The organism is Pseudonocardia sp. (assembly GCF_050250275.1).
Taxonomy (GTDB): Bacteria; Actinomycetota; Actinomycetes; order Mycobacteriales; family Pseudonocardiaceae; genus Pseudonocardia.
On record NZ_JBFWOY010000021.1, the window covers coordinates 114,940 to 131,591 of the forward strand.

Consider the following 16,652-nt stretch of genomic DNA (forward strand, 5'->3'; position numbering starts at 1 on the left):
CGGTCACACCGGCGTCGCCCCGGGCTGCGGGTCGCGCGCCGGCCCTCACCAGTCGCCGTCGCCCTCCGCCTGTCGCTGGGCGACGAGCTCGGCGACGGTCTGCGGCGTGCGCGGTGGGTCGGCGGCCGCGGGTCCGCCCTCCTCGTCGCGTTCCTGCCGGCGGCCCTTCCGGCGGCCCCGCGCAGCGGTGGGGGTGCGCGCGGGCCCGCGGTCGCCGGAGTCGGGGTCGGGCTCGGAGGCGTCCGGATCAGACCCGTCGAGCCCGGACCCGTCCGCGTCGTCGGGTGCAACCTCACGGTCGTGTCCGCGGGCCCGCACAGCGGTGAGGTTGCGCGCGGGTTCCGAGGGCAGACGCGTGTCCGCGCCGTCCTCGGCCCCGTCATCGGCCCCGTCCTCGGGCTCGTCATCGAACCTGTCATCCGACCCGCTGCCGGTTTCCTCGTCGCCGCCCTCCGGCTCGCCGCCGGCGTCGCGTGCGTCAGCGGAATCGTCGGCCCCGTCGGGCACCCCGGTCCGCTCCTGCGGCTCGTCCTCGATCTCGTCGAACCCGGGGTCCTCGCGCAGCGCGACGGCCCCGGGGACGGAGCGCTGGAACGTCGCCACCAGGAGCGCGGGCCCACCCACCCACAGCAGGACGGCGGGCAGCAACAGCTCCGGACGCAGCCGGACCGGGTCGAACTGGCCCGCGGCGAGCCGGCCGCCGGCGAGCAGGGCGGCGACGACCATCCCGACGGCGACGAGCACGGCCGCGGCAACGGTGGCGCGCAGCCGGAGCCTGACGTCGGGGAGGTCGGCGAGGGCGCTGCGGCAAGCGGCTCCGACGGCGGCGCCGGCGGCCAGTGGGACCAGCAGGACGACGAGGACCCACGCGGGGGGCGGGGTGTCGGGCATGGCGGCGAGCAGCGGGAACGGCATCCGGGGCCCGCCCGCGACGGTGAATGGCGAGGCTGCGGCGGCCCCGACCGAGACGCCCGGACCGAGCAGCCACGACGCCCCCGCGACCACCGCGTTGGGCAGGTAGGCCACGGAGAGCACGAAGACGCCGAGCGAGGACCCGAAACCGGGGGCGAGCGTCGAGAAGGCGGTCTCGACCTCCCCGGCGCGCAGCACCATGGCGACGGCGAGGACGGTGGCCCCGGCGGCGAGGAGGGCCAGCAGCCCGGCGGCGGCGCCGCGCAGCGTGGCGGACGCCCACCGTGGGAGGCGGGCGCGCCATTCGGCGGGGACGCCGCACTCGCGGAGCAGCCCGAGCCCGGCGGCGAGGGCGGCGACGACACCGGCGCCGACCATGGCGGCCCAGGGCGCGACGGAGACGGGCGCCGCGGCGGGGAGCAGTGCGCTGGCGAGGACGGCGACGGCCGCGTGGGCCCCCGCCTGGGCGGCCAGGACGGCCCCGGCGTCGGTGCGGATCCGGCCGCCGAGGCGGCGCACCGACCAGCGGGCGCCGCCGGCGACGACCAGGACGAGGACGAGGGTCGGCAGCAGCGGCAGGACGCTGAGGGGCGCGCCGACGACGGTCAGCGGGATCTGGTGCGCGGCGAGCCAGAGCGGGATGGCGGTGGCGAAGACGCCGTCGGCGGACATGCCGGTGCCGGCCGTGAGGACGACGAGCGCCGCCGCGGGCAGGAGGATGCCGTAACTGACGAGCACGGTCCCCATCGCGGACGCGAGGAGGATCCGCAGCCGGTCGAGACCGTCGGATCGCCCGTCGGACGGCGGTGGTCCGGGGGCGTCGGGCGTGGCCGGGACCGAACGGCTCCGGGGAGGGTGGGTGCGGCTCACGTCGTCCACCATCTCAGCGCGGGCGGCCCGAACCGGTCAGGCACGCCGGGCGGGGGCGGGCGTGGCCGCGCCTATTGCTGCTGCGTGGGGGGCTGCTGCTCGCCGGAGCTGTTGGTGTGGATGGTCTGTGTGGAGTCGCCCGGGGGCTGCGTGACGGGCTGCTGACCGGGCGTCGGGGCGCCCCAGCCGTGCGCGCCGTACGACGGCGGCTGGGCGTAGGGCGAGGCCTGCGGCCCGGTGGGCTGGGCGTAGTTGGGCGGCTGCTGGGCGCCGTAGCCGGGCGGTGGCTGCTGCAGGTATCCGCCCTGGTAGGGCTGGCCGTAGCCGGGGGGCGGGCCGTAGGCGGTGGGCGGCTTGGGCGCCGGGGGCTTGATGACGCCCAGGTCCATGAGGACGACGACGACGGCGCCGGCGGCTTCGAGCAGCGCCAGGATCATGACGACGATGACGATCGTCGGCAGCGAGGCGCTGGGCGAGCCGAACCCGCCGGACAGCGCCGATGCGGCGGACGAGGCGGCGAGCGAGCCCTGGAGGACGGCGAGGCCGCCGACGAGGGCGACGATGGCGCCGGGCAGGACCAGCGAGCGGCGGATCAGTCCGGCCGCGACGAGCAGCCCGCCGACCATCAGCATCTGCTGACCCTGGGTGAGGTACAGGAAGATCGCGCTGGAGAACGAGCAGAGGTAGACGACGATCGCGAGGGCGCCGACGCCCATCGCGACGAACCGCGCCGGGCCCTCCAGTGCCTTGGCGGCCTGGGCCTCGGGCTGTGCAGACATCGACTTCCCCTCCGTCACGCGGCGTGTGGCCGCGCGTCGTCATCCGACCGGGCCGACGGTAACCCAGTGCGGCGGCCCGCCTCGTGGCGGGCCGCCGCCCGGTGGGCTACAGGCCCGCGACGATCTCCCGCATCAGGGCGGCGGTCTCGGACGGGGTCTTGCCGACCTTGACGCCGGCGGCCTCCAGGGCTTCCTTCTTCGCCTGCGCGGTGCCCGCGGAGCCGGAGACGATGGCGCCCGCGTGGCCCATCGTCTTGCCCTCGGGGGCGGTGAAGCCCGCGACGTAGCCGACGACCGGCTTGGTGACGTTGGCCTTGATGAACGCCGCGGCGCGCTCCTCGGCGTCGCCGCCGATCTCGCCGATCATGACGATGGCGGCGGTCTCGGGGTCGGCCTCGAACGCCTCGAGGGCGTCGATGTGCGTGGTGCCGATGACGGGGTCGCCGCCGATGCCGATGGCGGTCGAGAAGCCGATCTCGCGCAGCTCGTACATCATCTGGTAGGTCAGCGTGCCCGACTTGGACACCAGACCGATCTTGCCGGGGCCGGCGATGTCGGCCGGGATGATGCCCGCGTTGGACTTGCCGGGGCTGATGATGCCGGGGCAGTTCGGGCCGATGATCCTGGTCTTGTTGCCCTTGGCGACGGCGTGCGCCCAGAAGTAGGCGGAGTCGTGCACCGGGATGCCCTCGGTGATGACGACGGCGAGGGGGATCTCGGCGTCGATCGCCTCGATGACGGCGTCCTTGGCGAACTTCGGCGGCACGAAGACGACGCTGACGTCGGCGCCGGTCTCCTTGATGGCCTCCTCGACGGTGCCGAAGACCGTGAGGTCCTTGCCGCCGATGGTGACGGTGGTGCCGGCCTTGCGGGCGTTGACGCCGCCGACGATGTTCGTGCCGGCCGCCAGCATCTTGGTGGCGTGCTTGGTGCCCTCGCCGCCGGTGATGCCCTGGACGATGACCTTGCTGTTCTCGTTGAGGAAGATCGACATGTCAGGCACCCGCCGCCAGCTGGGCGGCCTTGTCGGCCGCGTTGTCCATCGTGTCCACCTGCGTGACGAGCGGGTGGTTCGCCTCGTCGAGGATGCGCCGACCCTCGATGACGTTGTTCCCGTCGAGCCGCACGACGAGCGGCTTCGTGGCGGCGTCACCGAGGATCTTCAGTGCCTCGACGATGCCGTCGGCGACGGCGTCGCACGCGGTGATGCCGCCGAAGACGTTGACGAACACGCTCTTGACGTCGGGGTCGCCCAGGATGACGTCGAGCCCGTCGGCCATGACCTGGGCCGATGCGCCGCCGCCGATGTCGAGGAAGTTGGCCGGCTTCACGCCGCCGTGCTTCTCCCCCGCGTAGGCCACGACGTCGAGCGTGGACATGACCAGCCCGGCACCGTTGCCGATGATGCCGACCTGGCCGTCGTCGAGCTTGACGTAGTTGAGGCCCTTGGCCTTGGCCTTGGCCTCGAGCGCGTTCTCGGTGCGCTCGTCGACCAGCGCGGCGTGGTCGGGGTGGCGGAAGTCGGCGTTCTCGTCGAGGGTGACCTTGCCGTCGAGCGCGATGACGTTGTCCTGCGGGTCGCGCACGAGCGGGTTGACCTCGACGAGGGTGGCGTCCTCGGAGACGAAGGTCTCCCACAGTTTGACGATGACCTGCGCGGCCTCGTCGGCGACCGCGGCGGGGATCTTCCCGGCGGCCACGATCTCGTCGGCCTTGGCCTTGTCGACGCCGGCGATGGCGTCGACGGGGATGCGCGCGAGCGCGTCGGGGCGTTCGACGGCCAGCTGCTCGATCTCCATGCCGCCCTCGGCCGAGCACATGGCCAGGAAGGTGCGGTTGGACCGGTCGAGCAGGAACGAGAAGTAGTACTCCTCGCTGATGTCGCTGGCGGTGGTCACCAGGACGCGGTGCACGGTGTGGCCCTTGATGTCCATCCCGAGGATGGCACCGGCCTTCTCCTTCGCCTGGTCGGCGTTCTCGGCGAGCTTGACGCCGCCCGCCTTGCCGCGGCCACCCGTCTTCACCTGCGCCTTCACGACGACGGCGGTGCCCAGCTCGGCGGCGACCGCGGCCGCGTCATCCGCGGTCTCGACGGTCCGGCCCGGCAGCACCGGGACTCCGTGTGCGGCGAAGAGGTCCTTCGCCTGGTACTCGTACAGGTCCACTCGGCTCTCTCCTGATCACTTCGATGTGCAGGCGGCCGCGGGCGCGTGGTCTGACGCGTCGCGCCGTCGACCACCGGACTCGACCGTGTTCTCCGCCCAAGGACCCTAGCGACGGTCGGCGCACCGGCCCTGACCTGGCCCGGTGAGACGAGTCACCATGCCGGTGGGACTGCTCACACCGGGTGACTCCGCGCCACGTCCGAACGTCCAGGATGGGCGGTACGCGTGTCCCTGACCTACCGTTCGTCCATGGCGGCCGGAAACGCTCTGGCCCGTCTGGCCACGGTGGCGGGCGGGGCGGGCTCGCTCGCGCGCGAGGCCGGCCGCGCCGCGGGGTACGCGGTCCGCACGTTCGGGTCGCCGGCGGGGTTGCGGGGCGTCGCCCTGGAGGGCGCGTGGCTCGCCGTGCACGTGGCGAGCTACCCGCTCGGGCTGCTCGCGGAGTCGGTGCGCGACCCCGACCACTACCGCACCGACGTGCTGCCGCCCCGCAGCCGCAGCCTCGTGGTGTCCGACGTGACCGCGGCGGGGACGCCGATCCTGCTGGTGCACGGGATCATGGACAACAGGTCGGTGTTCAGCGTGTTCGGCCGGGCGCTGCGACGGCGTGGTTTCGGCCGGGTGCACGCGGTGAACTACGGCATCCTGACCGGTGACCTGCGCGACGCGGCGCGCGATCTGCGCCGGGCGGTCGAGGAGATCCGGGAGTCGACGGGTGCGGAGAAGGTGCACATCGTCGGGCACTCCCTGGGCGGCATGATCGCCCGCTACTACGTGCAACGGATGGGTGGCGACGAGGCCGTCGACATGTTGGTGACGCTCGGCAGCCCGCACACCGGGACGACGACCGCCTACCTGCTGCCGACGCCGCTCGCGCGCCAGCTGCGGCCGGGCTCACCGGTCCTGACGGAGCTCGCCGAGCCCGCTCCGCACTGCACCACACGGTTCCTGGTCGTCTGGAGCCGGATGGACGAAATGGTCGTGCCGCAACGGAATGCCCGGTTGGTCCACCCGGATCTCATGGTCGACGAGCTCGAGCTGCGTGACGTGGGTCACCTCTCGCTCCCGATCGACCCGCGCACCGTTCATCGGGTGGCGACCGCGCTCGCGCGCGTGGACGCGTCGACTGATCACTTCATACGCAGGTCGCGCACCCGGAGAGCCGAATCGGCGACTCTGCGTGACGAATCTTCGCCCGCCTGACCACGTCCGGGTGCATCTGCGCACACGCCCCTGAGGGATTTGCCACCTCGCCGCGGCGCCCGCTACGTTCGCCGGGTCCGGATCACGGACGGATCACGAAGGTGACGGACCGGCCCCGAACCGGCCCGCCGAGGGTCTCCCCAACCCGCCCTGCGTGTCCCACCCGTGGATCGGACTGCCTCATCGCATCGAGAAGGGCAGTTCTTGTCGCGCCACCGCTCCCCACGCGGCGCCGACCAGGACCACCCCGACGTACGCCCGCGTAACCGCGCGGGTGACGCCCGGGGTGGACACCGGCTTCCGGCCCCACCACCCGCGCACGTCCGTGGACGTGCGACGGTCGCCTTCGCGGCGGCCGGGGCGCTCGTGGCCGCAGGACAGTCGCTCGCCTCACTCTGGGGGCAGAGCCACCCGGTCGACGAGCCGTACGCGAACCTCTCGACCAACGCGATGATCCCCGTCTCGACGACGACCGCGGCCGTCCCCGACGACGCCGGGTCCACCCCGGCGCAGCCCGCCATCGGCGCGAGCCGGCTCCGGGCCGCCCAGCCGGTCGACACGCTCGACCCGGGGGAGGACGTCGACGTCGCGAACCTGACCAAGGCCGTCGACATCGGCGAGAAGATCGCCCGGCAGGCCAACAAGCTGCGCCAGGCGCTGGCCGCGGGGGCCCCACAGGGCGTGCTGTTCCAGGGCGCCGCCTACGTACTGCCCACCACGGGCCGGTTCACCTCCGGCTTCGGCGCCCGCTGGGGCGTCACCCACTACGGCATCGACATCGCCAACAGCATCGGCACCCCGATCTACGCGGTCACCGACGGCGTGGTGACCGAGTCCGGCCCCGCCAGCGGCTTCGGCATGTGGGTCGTGCTGGCGCACCCCGACGGCTCGCACAGCGTGTACGGCCACGTCAACCGCAGCCTGGTCAAGGTCGGCGAGAAGGTCACCGCCGGCGAGAAGATCGCCGAGATGGGCAACCGCGGCCAGTCGACCGGCCCGCACCTGCACTTCGAGATCTGGACCCCGGGCGGGCAGAAGATCAACCCGATCCCGTGGCTCGCCGCGCGCGGGATCGTCATCCCCGGCACCGGCGACGACGGCCCCGCGCACGACTGACCCCGTCCTAGGCGGACGGGGCTGCCGCCAGCTCCCCCAGGTGCTGCAGCGAGTTCGTGAGGTGCTCCTGCCCGAACGGCGGGAACGAGATGAACTCCCGGATCGGCGGCGGCACCTGCGACCAGTCGTAGGTGAGGACGACCTCGGTCCCGGCGCCGGCGGGCGTCAGGTCGTAGCGCCACGTCCAGCCGCCGAACTCCAGGCCGCGCTCGCCCTCCTGCCCGGGGCGCCAGCCGATCACGCGCGGCGCGTCCAGGACGTGCACCTGGTTGGCCATGAGGTAGTCGCCGTTCGGGTGGTTCGTGTGGAACATGTTGATCCGGAAGACCTGCCCCTCCTCGGCGAGCGGCGCCCGGTCGACCGGGTCGCGCACCCAGCCGGTGCCGTCGATCGCCGCGTGGGCGGCGGGATCGGCCAGCACGGCGAACACGGCGTCGACGGGTGCGTCGACGGTCAGTGTGGCGGTCATGGTCTCGTGCTGGGCAGTCGTGGTCTCGTGCTGGGCAGCCGTGGTCTCGTGCCGGGCGGTCACGGGCTCGTGCTGGGCGGTCATGGCACTCCTCGCGGGTCCTGAGCGCCCCCGTCGGGCGCCTCCAGGAGTACTGACGACGCGGCCCGCCGGAACTCGTCGGTCAGAGCTTCTGCAGCGGGACCCCGCCGATCAGCATCAGCCGGACCGTGCCCGCGCTGCCGAAGTCGATCGTCACCGTGGCCCGGGCGCCCGCACCGTCGGACGCGACCACCGTTCCCAGCCCGTACTTGTCATGGTTGACCCGGTCGCCCACGTCGAGGCTGATCGTGGCCTGGTTCAGCTTCCGCTCCGGAACCCGCCAGTCGCCGCGGTCGGTCGCGCCGGGGCGGCGGCCGAACCCGAAGCGCCCGACCGGCGCCGACGGCCGCTGCGCCTCCTCACGACGCCACTCGACCAGCTCGGCCGGCACCTCGTCGAGGAAGCGCGACGCCGGGTTGACGCTGGGCTGGCCGAACGCGGTACGGACGATCGCGCGCGACAGGAACAGCCGCTGCTGCGCCCGCGTGATGCCGACGTAGGCCAGCCGCCGCTCCTCCGCCAGCTCCGCCGGATCGCCCAGCGCGCGCATGTGCGGGAAGACGCCGTCCTCCCAGCCGGTGAGGAACACGACCGGGAACTCCAGGCCCTTGGCCGTGTGCAGGGTCATCAGCGTGACCATGCCGGAGTCGTCGTCGGGGATGGAGTCGGCGTCGGCGACCAGCGCCACGCGCTCCAGGAACGCCGCCAGCGACCCGGGCGGCGGGGCTCCGACGTTGGTGTCGTCGGTGTCGAGCGCGAGCTCACCCGAGCCGATGACGGTGCCGTCGGGGTCGGACGAGCCGCCGTCGAGCAGGTCGGCGACCGCCGCGTCGCCCGCGAACTCGCGCGCGACCGTGACGAGCTCGGCCAGGTTCTCCAGCCGGGAGCCGTCCTGCGGGTCGTCGCTCGCCTCGAGCTCGGAGACGTAGCCGGTACGCCCGTAGACGGCCTCCAGGATCTCGGCCGTGTCGTCGCCGCGGTCGACCAGCTCCCGCAGCTCGTCGAGCATCCGCTGGAAGTCGGCGATGTTGCGCTGGGAGCGGGTGGCCAGCGCCGGGAGCTCCTCGGGCTGCTCCGCCGCGACCCGCAGCGCCCGGGAGAACGACGTGCGGTGGCGCTCCGCGTACTCCGCGACCAGCGCCTCCGCCCGGTCGCCGATGCCGCGCTTGGGCACGTTGAGGATGCGCCGCAGGCTGACCGTGTCCTCCGGGTTGGACAGCACCCGCAGGTAGGCCAGCGCGTCGCGGATCTCGCGCCGCTCGTAGAACCGCACCCCGCCGACGACCTTGTACGGCAGCCCCACGCGCAGGAACACGTCCTCGAACACACGTGACTGCGCGTTGGTGCGGTAGAACACCGCCACGTCGCTGTTGCGGAACTCCCCCGAGTCGACCAGCCGGTCGATCTCGCCCGCGACGAACGACGCCTCGTCGTGCTCGTTGTCGGCGACGTAGCCGACGACCTTCTCCCCGTCGCCCTGGTCCGACCACAGCCGCTTGTCGCGACGGTTCGCGTTGCGCGCGATGACGTTGTTGGCCGCGGACAGGATCGTCTGCGTCGACCGGTAGTTCTGCTCCAGCAGGATCGTCCGCGCGTCGGGGAAGTCCTGCTCGAACTCGATGATGTTGCGGATGTTCGCGCCGCGGAAGGCGTAGATCGACTGGTCGGAGTCGCCGACGACGCACAGCTCCGCGGGCTTCCCGCCCGGCGTCGCCGGCTCGACCAGCTGCCGGACCAGCTCGTACTGCGCCTTGTTGGTGTCCTGGTACTCGTCGACGAGCACGTGGCGGAACCGGCGCCGGTAGTACTCGGCGACGGCGGGCAGCCGCGACAGCAGCGACACCGTCTCCATGATCAGGTCGTCGAAGTCGAACGCGTTGGCCTGCCGCAGCCGGGACTGGTAGCCGAGGTAGACCTCCGCGACCCGGCGCTCGAAGTCGTTGGTCGCGCGCTCCGCGGCGTCGTCGGCCGAGAGCAGCTCGTTCTTCAGGTTCGAGATGTGCGCGGCGAGCCCGCGGGCGGCGAATTTCTTCGGGTCGAGCTCGAGGTCGCGGGCCACGATGCCGACGAGGCGGCGCGAGTCGTCCGCGTCGTAGACGGAGAACGCGCTGCGCACCCCCAGGTGCTTGGCCTCCCGGCGCAGGATGCGCACGCACATGGAGTGGAACGTCGACACCCACATGGCGTTGGCCCGGCGGCCCACCAGTGCGTCGACCCGCTCCTTCATCTCGGCCGCGGCCTTGTTGGTGAAGGTGATCGACATGATCTCGCCCGGGTGCACCTGGCGCTCCGCCAGCAGCCACGCGATCCGGTGCGTGAGCACCCGCGTCTTGCCCGAGCCCGCGCCCGCGACGATCAGCAGCGGCGACCCGGCATGGGTGACCGCCTCCACCTGCCGCGGGTTGAGCCCCTCGAGCAGTTTCCTGCCCCGCTCGGTGGTGGGGCGGGCGGGGTTGCTGGAAGGCAGTTCGAACAGCGCGCTCATCGTGTCGAACACGGTACCGGCGGGGTACGACGGTGCGCGCCGCGGCGCCGGTGTGGCAGACTCGCCGCGTGTCGACGGCGCAGCGATTTCTCTACGGGTACCGGATTCCGGTTCCCGTCGCCGCCTGACGCACTCAGCCCCGACGCCCCGGAGTCCACTGGACCCGGGGCGCTTGCATGTCACGGGCCGGTGAGCCGCACACAGGAGGAGACCATGTCCGTGACCACAGAGCAGTCCGCCCCGAGCGGGAACGTCGCTCCCACGCAGGACACCGCGGACGACGCCGCGAACATCGACGGGCTCCGGCGTGAGATCGACCGGCTCGACGCCGAGATCCTGCGCCTGGTCAGGGAGCGCACCGACGTCTCCCGGCGCATCGGCGCCGTCCGGATGGCCGGCGGCGGCCCGCGGATCGTCTACAGCCGCGAGATCCACGTCCTGGCCCGGTTCCGCGAGCTCGGCGAGGAGGGCCGCGAGCTGGCGATGCTGCTGCTGCGGCTCGGCCGGGGCCGGCTGGGCGGGCGCTGACCCCGATCGGCCGGATTCCCGTCCCCACCGGCGGATTCGGTGGCACAGTGGAGACATGGGGACCGTCTTCGGCATCGTCGCTTTCGTCATCGCGCTGGTCGGCGTGCTCGCCGCGCTCGGCCATGTCGGCTACCTCGCGATGCTCAACAAGAGTGCCAAGGAGCGTGGCCTGGCCGGCGGCGCGACCGCCGACTACGTCAACAGCCGCTGGAAGGTCGCGGGCGGCACGGCGCTCGTCGCGCTGATCGGGCTGCTGTTCACCACGGGCGGGGTGGTGCCCGACATCATCGGCATCCTCCTCGCGGGCGGCGCCGGCATCGCGGCGAAGGGCGCCCTCGACTCGACGCGGCGCGAGTTCCGCGGCCAGCTCCCCCGCTGACGGTCCGAACCCGCACCCGGCCCGGCCGTCGGCTCCGCGCAGGGCCGGTGACGACGCCGCGCCCGGTCGGCCAGGCACGGTGCGTGACGGCCGCTCACGACGCTGCCACTCCCCCGCCCGGGTGGTCTCCGGGGGGACGCGTCCGTTCGGCGCCGACCGGGCCCCCGTTCGGATGCACCGCTCGGCGAAAGGTGATCCGGGACACGGAGGCGATCGGTTCAGGCGGTGCCGCACCGATGCTGCCTGCGGCTTCGTCCCTTGATCCACCTGTGTGAGTGATCGACTGCGGAGCGCTACCGACGTTCAGCGGTCGGCAGCCGTCGATGAGCGGAATTCACTCGTTGGAGACGGCGTCGATGAGCGGGCGAATGACACTTGGTGAACGTTCCGCGTGTCCGGTAAGTGTGGACGCTGCAAGTCATCACTCGAAGGGGGACTACACACCGTGGTCGCGTTCGCTCAGCGTGGTCCGGCTCGACGCGAGGCCGAGATCGTCACGGTCGCCGAGTTGGTGCGGCGCAACGTGCCCGCCCCTCGAGCCGCGTCCGATGTGGACGAGGCGCGGCCGGCCGACGCCGAGCCCGACCTCCCCGGCCGCAGCGATCCCGACTACGTGTCCGTCGGCAGCCTGATGCGCCGCGAGGGACGCGCCCCGCACTCCTTCGACCGCCCCCTCAAGCCCCGCGCGTCCCGCCTCGAGCGCACCGCCGACGACACCGTCGAGGAACGCGCCTCCGGCCGGCGGAAGCTGACCGCGGCCGCGGCCGCCATGCTGACGATCGGCGGCGTCCTCGGCGCCGCCGTGTTCACCGACGCCGCCTCGAACTCCTCGGCCGCCCAGGACCAGCTCGACGGCAGCTTCCCCGGCCGCGGCGGAGCCGGCGACGGTTCCGGTGCGGCGCTGCCGTCCTCCGGCAACGCGCTCGCGGCCGGTACCGCGGCCCCGACGTCCTGGATGAACGTCGCGTTCCCCTCGGCGCTCCCGGAGCAGGCCTCCGGCGGCCGCGGCGGCGCGGGTAGCGCGGGTGGCGCCGTCTTCGGCTCCGGCGGCGCCGGCGGCGGGGTCGCCGGTGGCAGCGGCGGGTCGGCCGGTGGCAGCGGCGGGTCGGCCGGTGGAACCGGTGGCGGCGGCGTCGGCGGCAACTCCGGAGGCGGCACGGCCGGCGGGCAGGTTCCGGCCGACAGCCAGCAGCCCCAGCACTCGTCCACCGTCGACGACACCGTCACGAGCGTGACCCGGCCGGTCGCGCAGGCCGTCCAGCAGGCGGGCGGCAACACGCCGCTCAAGCCCCTCACCGACGGTGCGAGTGGCGCCGTCGAGGGCCTCGGCGACGGCCTGGGCAAGACCCTCGGCTCCGCCGTCGGGACCGTGAACAAGCTGGCCGAGCCCGTCACCACCCCGGTCAACCGGATCCTCGCGCCGGTGACCGAGCCGGTCAAGGACCTCGCCCCGCCGCTGGCGCCGGCCCTCGACCTGCTCACCCCGTCGAACCCGGCCCCGGGCACGGGCCCGCAGCAGTCGGTCGTCGAGACCGTCGGCCGCGGCGTCAGCGACACCGCGGGCGGGCTCGTCGAGACCGCGAGCGGCACCGTCGGCGGACTCGTCGGCGGCCTGACCGGCTCCCGCTGACGCGGCCCCCGGGCGGCCGACCCCGGGACACGGTGGTCGGCGCGCTCAGACCAGGCGGCGGTCCGATGCCCAGCGGGACAGCTCGTAGCGGTTGGACAGCTGCGTCTTGCGCAGGACGCTCGACACGTGCGTCTCGACCGTCTTCACCGAGATGAACAGCTCGCCCGCGATCTCCTTGTACGCGTAACCCCGCGCGAGCAGCCGCAGGACGTCGCGTTCGCGGCGGGTGAGCAGGTCGAGCTCGGGGTCACCGGGCGGGGCCGCGCCGGGCCGGTCGGAGAACACGTCGAGCACGAAACCGGCCAGCCGCGGCGAGAAGACGGCGTCGCCGCCGTGGACGCGGCGCACGGCGTCGGCGAGGTCGCGCCCCGAGATGGTCTTGGTGACGTACCCGCGGGCCCCGGCCCTGATCACGGCGATGACGTCCTCGGCGGCGTCCGAGACGCTCAGCGCCAGGAACACCACACCGGGGGCCTCGGGCCGGACCCGGCGCAGCACCTCGGCGCCGCCGCCGTCGGGCATGTGGACGTCGAGGAGCACGACGTCGGGCACGTGGTGGCGGATCGCGGCGACCGCCTCGTCGACGGAACCGGCCTCGCCGACGACCTCGACGTCGGGGACGCCGCGGTCGAGCTCGGCGCGCACACCCGCGCGGAACAGGCCGTGGTCGTCGACGAGGAACACGGTGATCGGCTTCCGGGCCGTGTCGCCGGGAGCCTCGTCGCCGGGGGTTTCGGTGCCGGGGGTTTCGGTGCCGGGCTGCTCGTCGGTCACGACGTCGCCTCCTGCTTCTCGTCCGATTCGTGCTCGGTGCCGCGGTCCGGTGCCGCCGCGTCGGTGATCGTCATCGCCAGGTGCACCTCGGTGCCCTCACCGGGGGTGCTGCGCAGCCGCACGCGGCCGCCGTGGCGGGCCATGCGCGCCCTGATCGAGTCGGCGAGGCCGTGCCGGTCGTCGGGCACGTCGTCGGGGTCGAACCCCTTGCCGCGGTCGCGGACGAACACGTTGACCTCGTCGGGCTCGATCTCGACGTAGACGCTGATCTCGTCGACCCCGGCGTGCTTGGCGGCGTTGACCATGGCCTCGCGGGCGGCGAGGACGAGGGCACGCAGGTCCGCGTCGAGCGGCCGGTCGGCGCCCACGAGGACGGGGCTCACGGTGAGCGCGTAGGTGTCCTCGACCTCGGCGGCAGCCCTGGTCAGCGACTCGGCGAGGCCCTCGTCGAGCGCGGGTGCCTTCACCCCGCCGCCGTTGCTGCCGCGGCCGTAGCCCTGCGGGCCGTAGAGCCAGTGCCGCAGCTCGCGTTCCTGACCGCGGGCGAGCCGGGCGACCTCGCGCGGGTCGTCGGCCTGGCGCTGGATCAGGGCGAGGGTCTGCAGCACGGAGTCGTGCAGGTGCGCGGCGATCTCGGCGCGCTCGGCCTCGACGATGCGTTGCCGGCGTTCCTCCCCGAGGTCGCGGGCCAGCCGCAGCCACCACGGGACGGTGAGCACGCCGATGCCGACGATCGTCGCGATCACGGCGAGCAGCCCGAACTGGACCTGGCCCAGGTTGATGTTGCCGATCAGGAACACCGCGATGCCGAGCGCGACGAACAGGGCACCCGCGACGACGCGGATCAGGGCGGTGCGCCCACCCCCCGCGGCACCGGCGACACCGGAACGGGCGCCGGCCGCCCAGCGGCGGCGCTGTGCCTCGTCGGCCTCCCGCCACACGACGGCGGCGCCGAGCGCGGCGACGCCGAGCGGCCCGACGATCCAGCCGATGACGGCGTTGCCGAGCAGGGCCGCGACGAGCCCGATGCCGAGCCCGAGCGCGACGAGGCCCATGGCCTGCTGGCGTTCGCGGCGCGGGACGGCCCGCTCGGTGTCGGAGCTCTCCTGGCGCACGAACATCCACAGCAGCGCGTAGCCGACGACGCCCGCGCCGTTGATGGCGGCGAGCACCACGAACGCGGTGCGCACCCACAGGACGTCGATACCGAGGTGGTCGGCCACGCCCCCGGCGACGCCGGCGACGAGCCTTCCGGACCGGCGCCGTTCCAACGGGCCGCGCGTGGGCACGGGCGGCTCCGGGACCGCCGCGACGGGCGGTGCGGGACCCGCCGCGCCCGGGGCGCCGGCCGCTGCTGGCTGACTCACGACACCATGGTCACACGCAGGACGTCCCCGGGGCATCGGGGACGACCTCGGGGGGACCTCAGGGTCGTCCCGGATGGGCGCACGCCCGCCACGCGGGAGGCTGGTGCCCATGGAGGGGGAACAGCCATGAGCGAGCTTGTGAGCGGATCGTCAGCGCAGCGCCGTCGTGACGCGCTGCGCTCGCGCGGCGGGGGAGAGCGATGAACGGGACGGACGTGCATTCGACGTTGCGGGAGATGTGGGAGACGCGCCCGGCGCGGCCACGTCACGACCGCAAGGTCGCGGGGGTCGCGGCGGCGATCGCCCGTCGCTACGACATCGACCCGGTGCTGGTGCGGGTGGGTTTCGTGGTCGCCGCGATCTACGGGATCGGCGCGGCGCTCTACATCGCGGGCTGGGTGCTGCTGCCGGAGGCCGCCGAGGACGACCCGACGGACGGCGCCGCGGCGTCGGCCCAGCCGGGTAAGCGGCCGCACCCGGGGCTGCTGATCGCGCTGGTCGTGGCCGCGGTGGTCGGGACGGGCGCGATCTTCGGTCGCGACGGCGGGATCATCTGGCCGGCGATCATCGCGCTCGGCCTGCTGTTCCTGCTGCACCGCGCCCGCGGTGGACGTGGCATCCCCGGCCCCGGCGCCACGTCGCAGCCCGGCCCGGCCGACGGGGCTCCGACGGTCTCGCTGCGCAAGGACGGGGACGCGACCGCGCAGCAGGGGACGACCGAGCTCGACCCGGTGACGGGCGAGCCGAAGCCGACCCCGCCGTCGTGGGATCCGCTGGGCGCCGCGCCCTTCGCGTGGGACCTGCCCGAGCCCGCCCCCGAGCCCGCACCCGAGGCGCCCGCCCCGCGGCGGCGCCCGCCGGTCACGGCGGTCACGCTGGCCGTCGCCCTGGTCGTCGGCGGGGTACTGGGAGCGCTATTGCTCGGCGGCGCCGGGCTGACGTCGCTGCCCGTGCTGTTCGCGATCGTCCTGGGCGTCCTGGGCGCGGGCCTGGTCGTCGGGGCGTTCGTCCACGCAGGCCGCGGCATCATCCCGTTCGCGCTGATCATGTGCCTGCTGACCTGGGGCGCGACGCAGATCCCGAGCGACGGGCTGCGGGGCGGGATCGGGAGCACCGTGACCGCGCCGGAGACGATCGACATGGTCGCTCGCGAGTACGACCGGGCCGCCGGCAACATCGAGCTCGACCTGCGCAAGCTCGACCTGTCGCTGCCCGGTGAGGGCGCCACGGCGCCCGCGCCCCCCGGCACGGCCGCCGACGCCGTCCGCACGGCCGCGTCGGTCGGGATGGGCAACCTCGAGGTGTGGGTGCCCGCGAACGCCGACGTGACGCTGCGCGGCTCCGCCGGGTTGGGTCACGTGCAGTTCGGCGACCGCGAGAGCGGTGGCAGCAACGCCCGCGTCGACGTCGTCGAGGACCTGGGCGCCGACGGCGTCCGGTCGGGGCGCCCGATCGTGCTGGACCTGCACGCGGGCCTGGGCAACGTGGAGGTGCACCGTGGCTGAGCCGACATCCACGCGTCCGGGCGCGCCCGCCCGCCGCCGGTTCCCCGATCTGCTGTGCCTCGTCGTCGGGCTGCTGAGCCTCGCCGTCGCGGGCCCGGCGCTGTTCGGGTCGTCGCTGACGACCCTCGGTTTCGACGCCCGCTGGCTGATCGCCGGCGCGGCGGTACTGCTCGGGCTGCTGATGCTCGTCGGCAGCCTGCGGCGCAGCGGCACCTGACCCGGGCCGTCCCAGGCCGCGGCGGCGCGGGGGAGGCGCCGCCCGCCGGAGGTCGTCCGTGGGGGCGGACGACCCTGTGAGTGGCGATGGTCGCGGGAGCGACCCTCGCCACTCACGACGTCCCGGGCCCTGCCCCGGCCCCCCGGTTCTCGGGGACGCCGCGCGCGTCGCC

General features: G+C 73.8%; 15 protein-coding genes. 7 read left to right on the top strand and 8 right to left on the bottom strand.

Annotation, left to right across the window (positions count from 1 at the left end):
* Positions 1-45 precede the first annotated feature (45 nt).
* The 4 genes from AB7F12_RS19685 to sucC form a co-directional block, all read right to left on the bottom strand.
* Positions 46-1,782, bottom strand: coding sequence for a cell division protein PerM (locus tag AB7F12_RS19685; protein ID WP_428496960.1), 1,737 nt, complete (start codon positions 1,780-1,782; stop codon positions 46-48).
* Between the two features lie 71 nt (positions 1,783-1,853).
* Complete coding sequence (locus AB7F12_RS19690) at positions 1,854-2,561, bottom strand: DUF5336 domain-containing protein (RefSeq protein ID WP_428496959.1); 708 nt, start codon at positions 2,559-2,561, stop codon at positions 1,854-1,856.
* Positions 2,562-2,667: 106 nt separating this feature from the next.
* Positions 2,668-3,555 carry a succinate--CoA ligase subunit alpha gene (gene sucD, locus AB7F12_RS19695; protein ID WP_428496958.1) on the bottom strand — a complete coding sequence of 296 codons (888 nt, stop codon included), beginning with the start codon at positions 3,553-3,555 and terminating at the stop codon, positions 2,668-2,670.
* A gap of 1 nt (position 3,556) precedes the next feature.
* Positions 3,557-4,726: an ADP-forming succinate--CoA ligase subunit beta gene (sucC, locus tag AB7F12_RS19700; RefSeq protein ID WP_428496957.1), complete on the bottom strand. Its 1,170-nt coding sequence runs from the start codon at positions 4,724-4,726 to the stop codon at positions 3,557-3,559.
* A gap of 249 nt (positions 4,727-4,975) precedes the next feature.
* On the opposite strand from sucC, the gene AB7F12_RS19705 reads away from it, so the two are divergent.
* Both AB7F12_RS19705 and AB7F12_RS19710 read left to right on the top strand, forming a co-directional pair.
* Positions 4,976-5,929 carry an esterase/lipase family protein gene (locus tag AB7F12_RS19705; RefSeq protein ID WP_428496956.1) on the top strand — a complete coding sequence of 318 codons (954 nt, stop codon included), beginning with the start codon at positions 4,976-4,978 and terminating at the stop codon, positions 5,927-5,929.
* Between the two features lie 366 nt (positions 5,930-6,295).
* A complete protein-coding gene (locus AB7F12_RS19710) occupies positions 6,296-7,045 on the top strand; it encodes a M23 family metallopeptidase (RefSeq protein WP_428496955.1) in 750 nt (249 codons plus the stop codon).
* A 7-nt stretch (positions 7,046-7,052) separates the two neighbouring features.
* On the opposite strand, the gene AB7F12_RS19715 is transcribed toward AB7F12_RS19710, so the two are convergent.
* Together AB7F12_RS19715 and AB7F12_RS19720 are read right to left on the bottom strand one after the other, a co-directional pair.
* The gene (locus tag AB7F12_RS19715; RefSeq protein ID WP_428496954.1) at positions 7,053-7,598 is read right to left on the bottom strand and encodes an SRPBCC family protein; all 546 of its coding nucleotides are present in this window, start codon (positions 7,596-7,598) and stop codon (positions 7,053-7,055) included.
* A gap of 79 nt (positions 7,599-7,677) precedes the next feature.
* Complete coding sequence (locus tag AB7F12_RS19720) at positions 7,678-10,080, bottom strand: UvrD-helicase domain-containing protein (protein WP_428496953.1); 2,403 nt, start codon at positions 10,078-10,080, stop codon at positions 7,678-7,680.
* Positions 10,081-10,293: 213 nt separating this feature from the next.
* Between AB7F12_RS19720 and AB7F12_RS19725 the strand changes: the two genes are divergently transcribed.
* The 3 genes from AB7F12_RS19725 to AB7F12_RS19735 all read left to right on the top strand — a co-directional run bounded on the left by AB7F12_RS19725 (position 10,294) and on the right by AB7F12_RS19735 (position 12,617).
* Positions 10,294-10,608: a chorismate mutase gene (locus AB7F12_RS19725; protein WP_428496952.1), complete on the top strand. Its 315-nt coding sequence runs from the start codon at positions 10,294-10,296 to the stop codon at positions 10,606-10,608.
* A gap of 55 nt (positions 10,609-10,663) precedes the next feature.
* Positions 10,664-10,987 (top strand): hypothetical protein, encoded by a 324-nt coding sequence (locus AB7F12_RS19730; RefSeq protein WP_428496951.1) that lies wholly within the window; start codon positions 10,664-10,666, stop codon positions 10,985-10,987.
* A 445-nt stretch (positions 10,988-11,432) separates the two neighbouring features.
* Positions 11,433-12,617: a hypothetical protein gene (locus AB7F12_RS19735; protein WP_428496950.1), complete on the top strand. Its 1,185-nt coding sequence runs from the start codon at positions 11,433-11,435 to the stop codon at positions 12,615-12,617.
* 45 nt (positions 12,618-12,662) lie between these two features.
* On the opposite strand, the gene AB7F12_RS19740 is transcribed toward AB7F12_RS19735, so the two are convergent.
* Positions 12,663-13,307 carry a response regulator gene (locus tag AB7F12_RS19740; RefSeq protein ID WP_428496991.1) on the bottom strand — a complete coding sequence of 215 codons (645 nt, stop codon included), beginning with the start codon at positions 13,305-13,307 and terminating at the stop codon, positions 12,663-12,665.
* An 80-nt stretch (positions 13,308-13,387) separates the two neighbouring features.
* Positions 13,388-14,794, bottom strand: coding sequence for a PspC domain-containing protein (locus AB7F12_RS19745; protein WP_428496949.1), 1,407 nt, complete (start codon positions 14,792-14,794; stop codon positions 13,388-13,390).
* A gap of 164 nt (positions 14,795-14,958) precedes the next feature.
* On the opposite strand from AB7F12_RS19745, the gene AB7F12_RS19750 reads away from it, so the two are divergent.
* Both AB7F12_RS19750 and AB7F12_RS19755 read left to right on the top strand, forming a co-directional pair.
* Positions 14,959-16,263, top strand: a complete 1,305-nt coding sequence (locus AB7F12_RS19750) for a PspC domain-containing protein (protein WP_428516716.1) — start codon at positions 14,959-14,961, stop codon at positions 16,261-16,263.
* A complete protein-coding gene (locus AB7F12_RS19755; protein ID WP_428496946.1) occupies positions 16,256-16,480 on the top strand; it encodes a hypothetical protein in 225 nt (74 codons plus the stop codon). The genes AB7F12_RS19750 and AB7F12_RS19755 overlap by 8 nt, the downstream gene beginning before the upstream one ends.
* Positions 16,481-16,652: the final 172 nt, after the last annotated feature.

Coding starts and splice junctions, on each gene's coding strand:
- AB7F12_RS19690 (WP_428496959.1), bottom strand. CDS start 2,561: ATGTCTGCACAGCCCGAGGCCCAGGCCGCCAAGGCACTGGAGGGCCCG.
- sucD (WP_428496958.1), bottom strand. CDS start 3,555: ATGTCGATCTTCCTCAACGAGAACAGCAAGGTCATCGTCCAGGGCATC.
- AB7F12_RS19705 (WP_428496956.1), top strand. CDS start 4,976: ATGGCGGCCGGAAACGCTCTGGCCCGTCTGGCCACGGTGGCGGGCGGG.
- AB7F12_RS19715 (WP_428496954.1), bottom strand. CDS start 7,598: ATGACCGCCCAGCACGAGCCCGTGACCGCCCGGCACGAGACCACGGCT.
- AB7F12_RS19720 (WP_428496953.1), bottom strand. CDS start 10,080: ATGAGCGCGCTGTTCGAACTGCCTTCCAGCAACCCCGCCCGCCCCACC.
- AB7F12_RS19725 (WP_428496952.1), top strand. CDS start 10,294: ATGTCCGTGACCACAGAGCAGTCCGCCCCGAGCGGGAACGTCGCTCCC.
- AB7F12_RS19730 (WP_428496951.1), top strand. CDS start 10,664: ATGGGGACCGTCTTCGGCATCGTCGCTTTCGTCATCGCGCTGGTCGGC.
- AB7F12_RS19745 (WP_428496949.1), bottom strand. CDS start 14,794: ATGCCCCGGGGACGTCCTGCGTGTGACCATGGTGTCGTGAGTCAGCCA.
- AB7F12_RS19750 (WP_428516716.1), top strand. CDS start 14,959: ATGAACGGGACGGACGTGCATTCGACGTTGCGGGAGATGTGGGAGACG.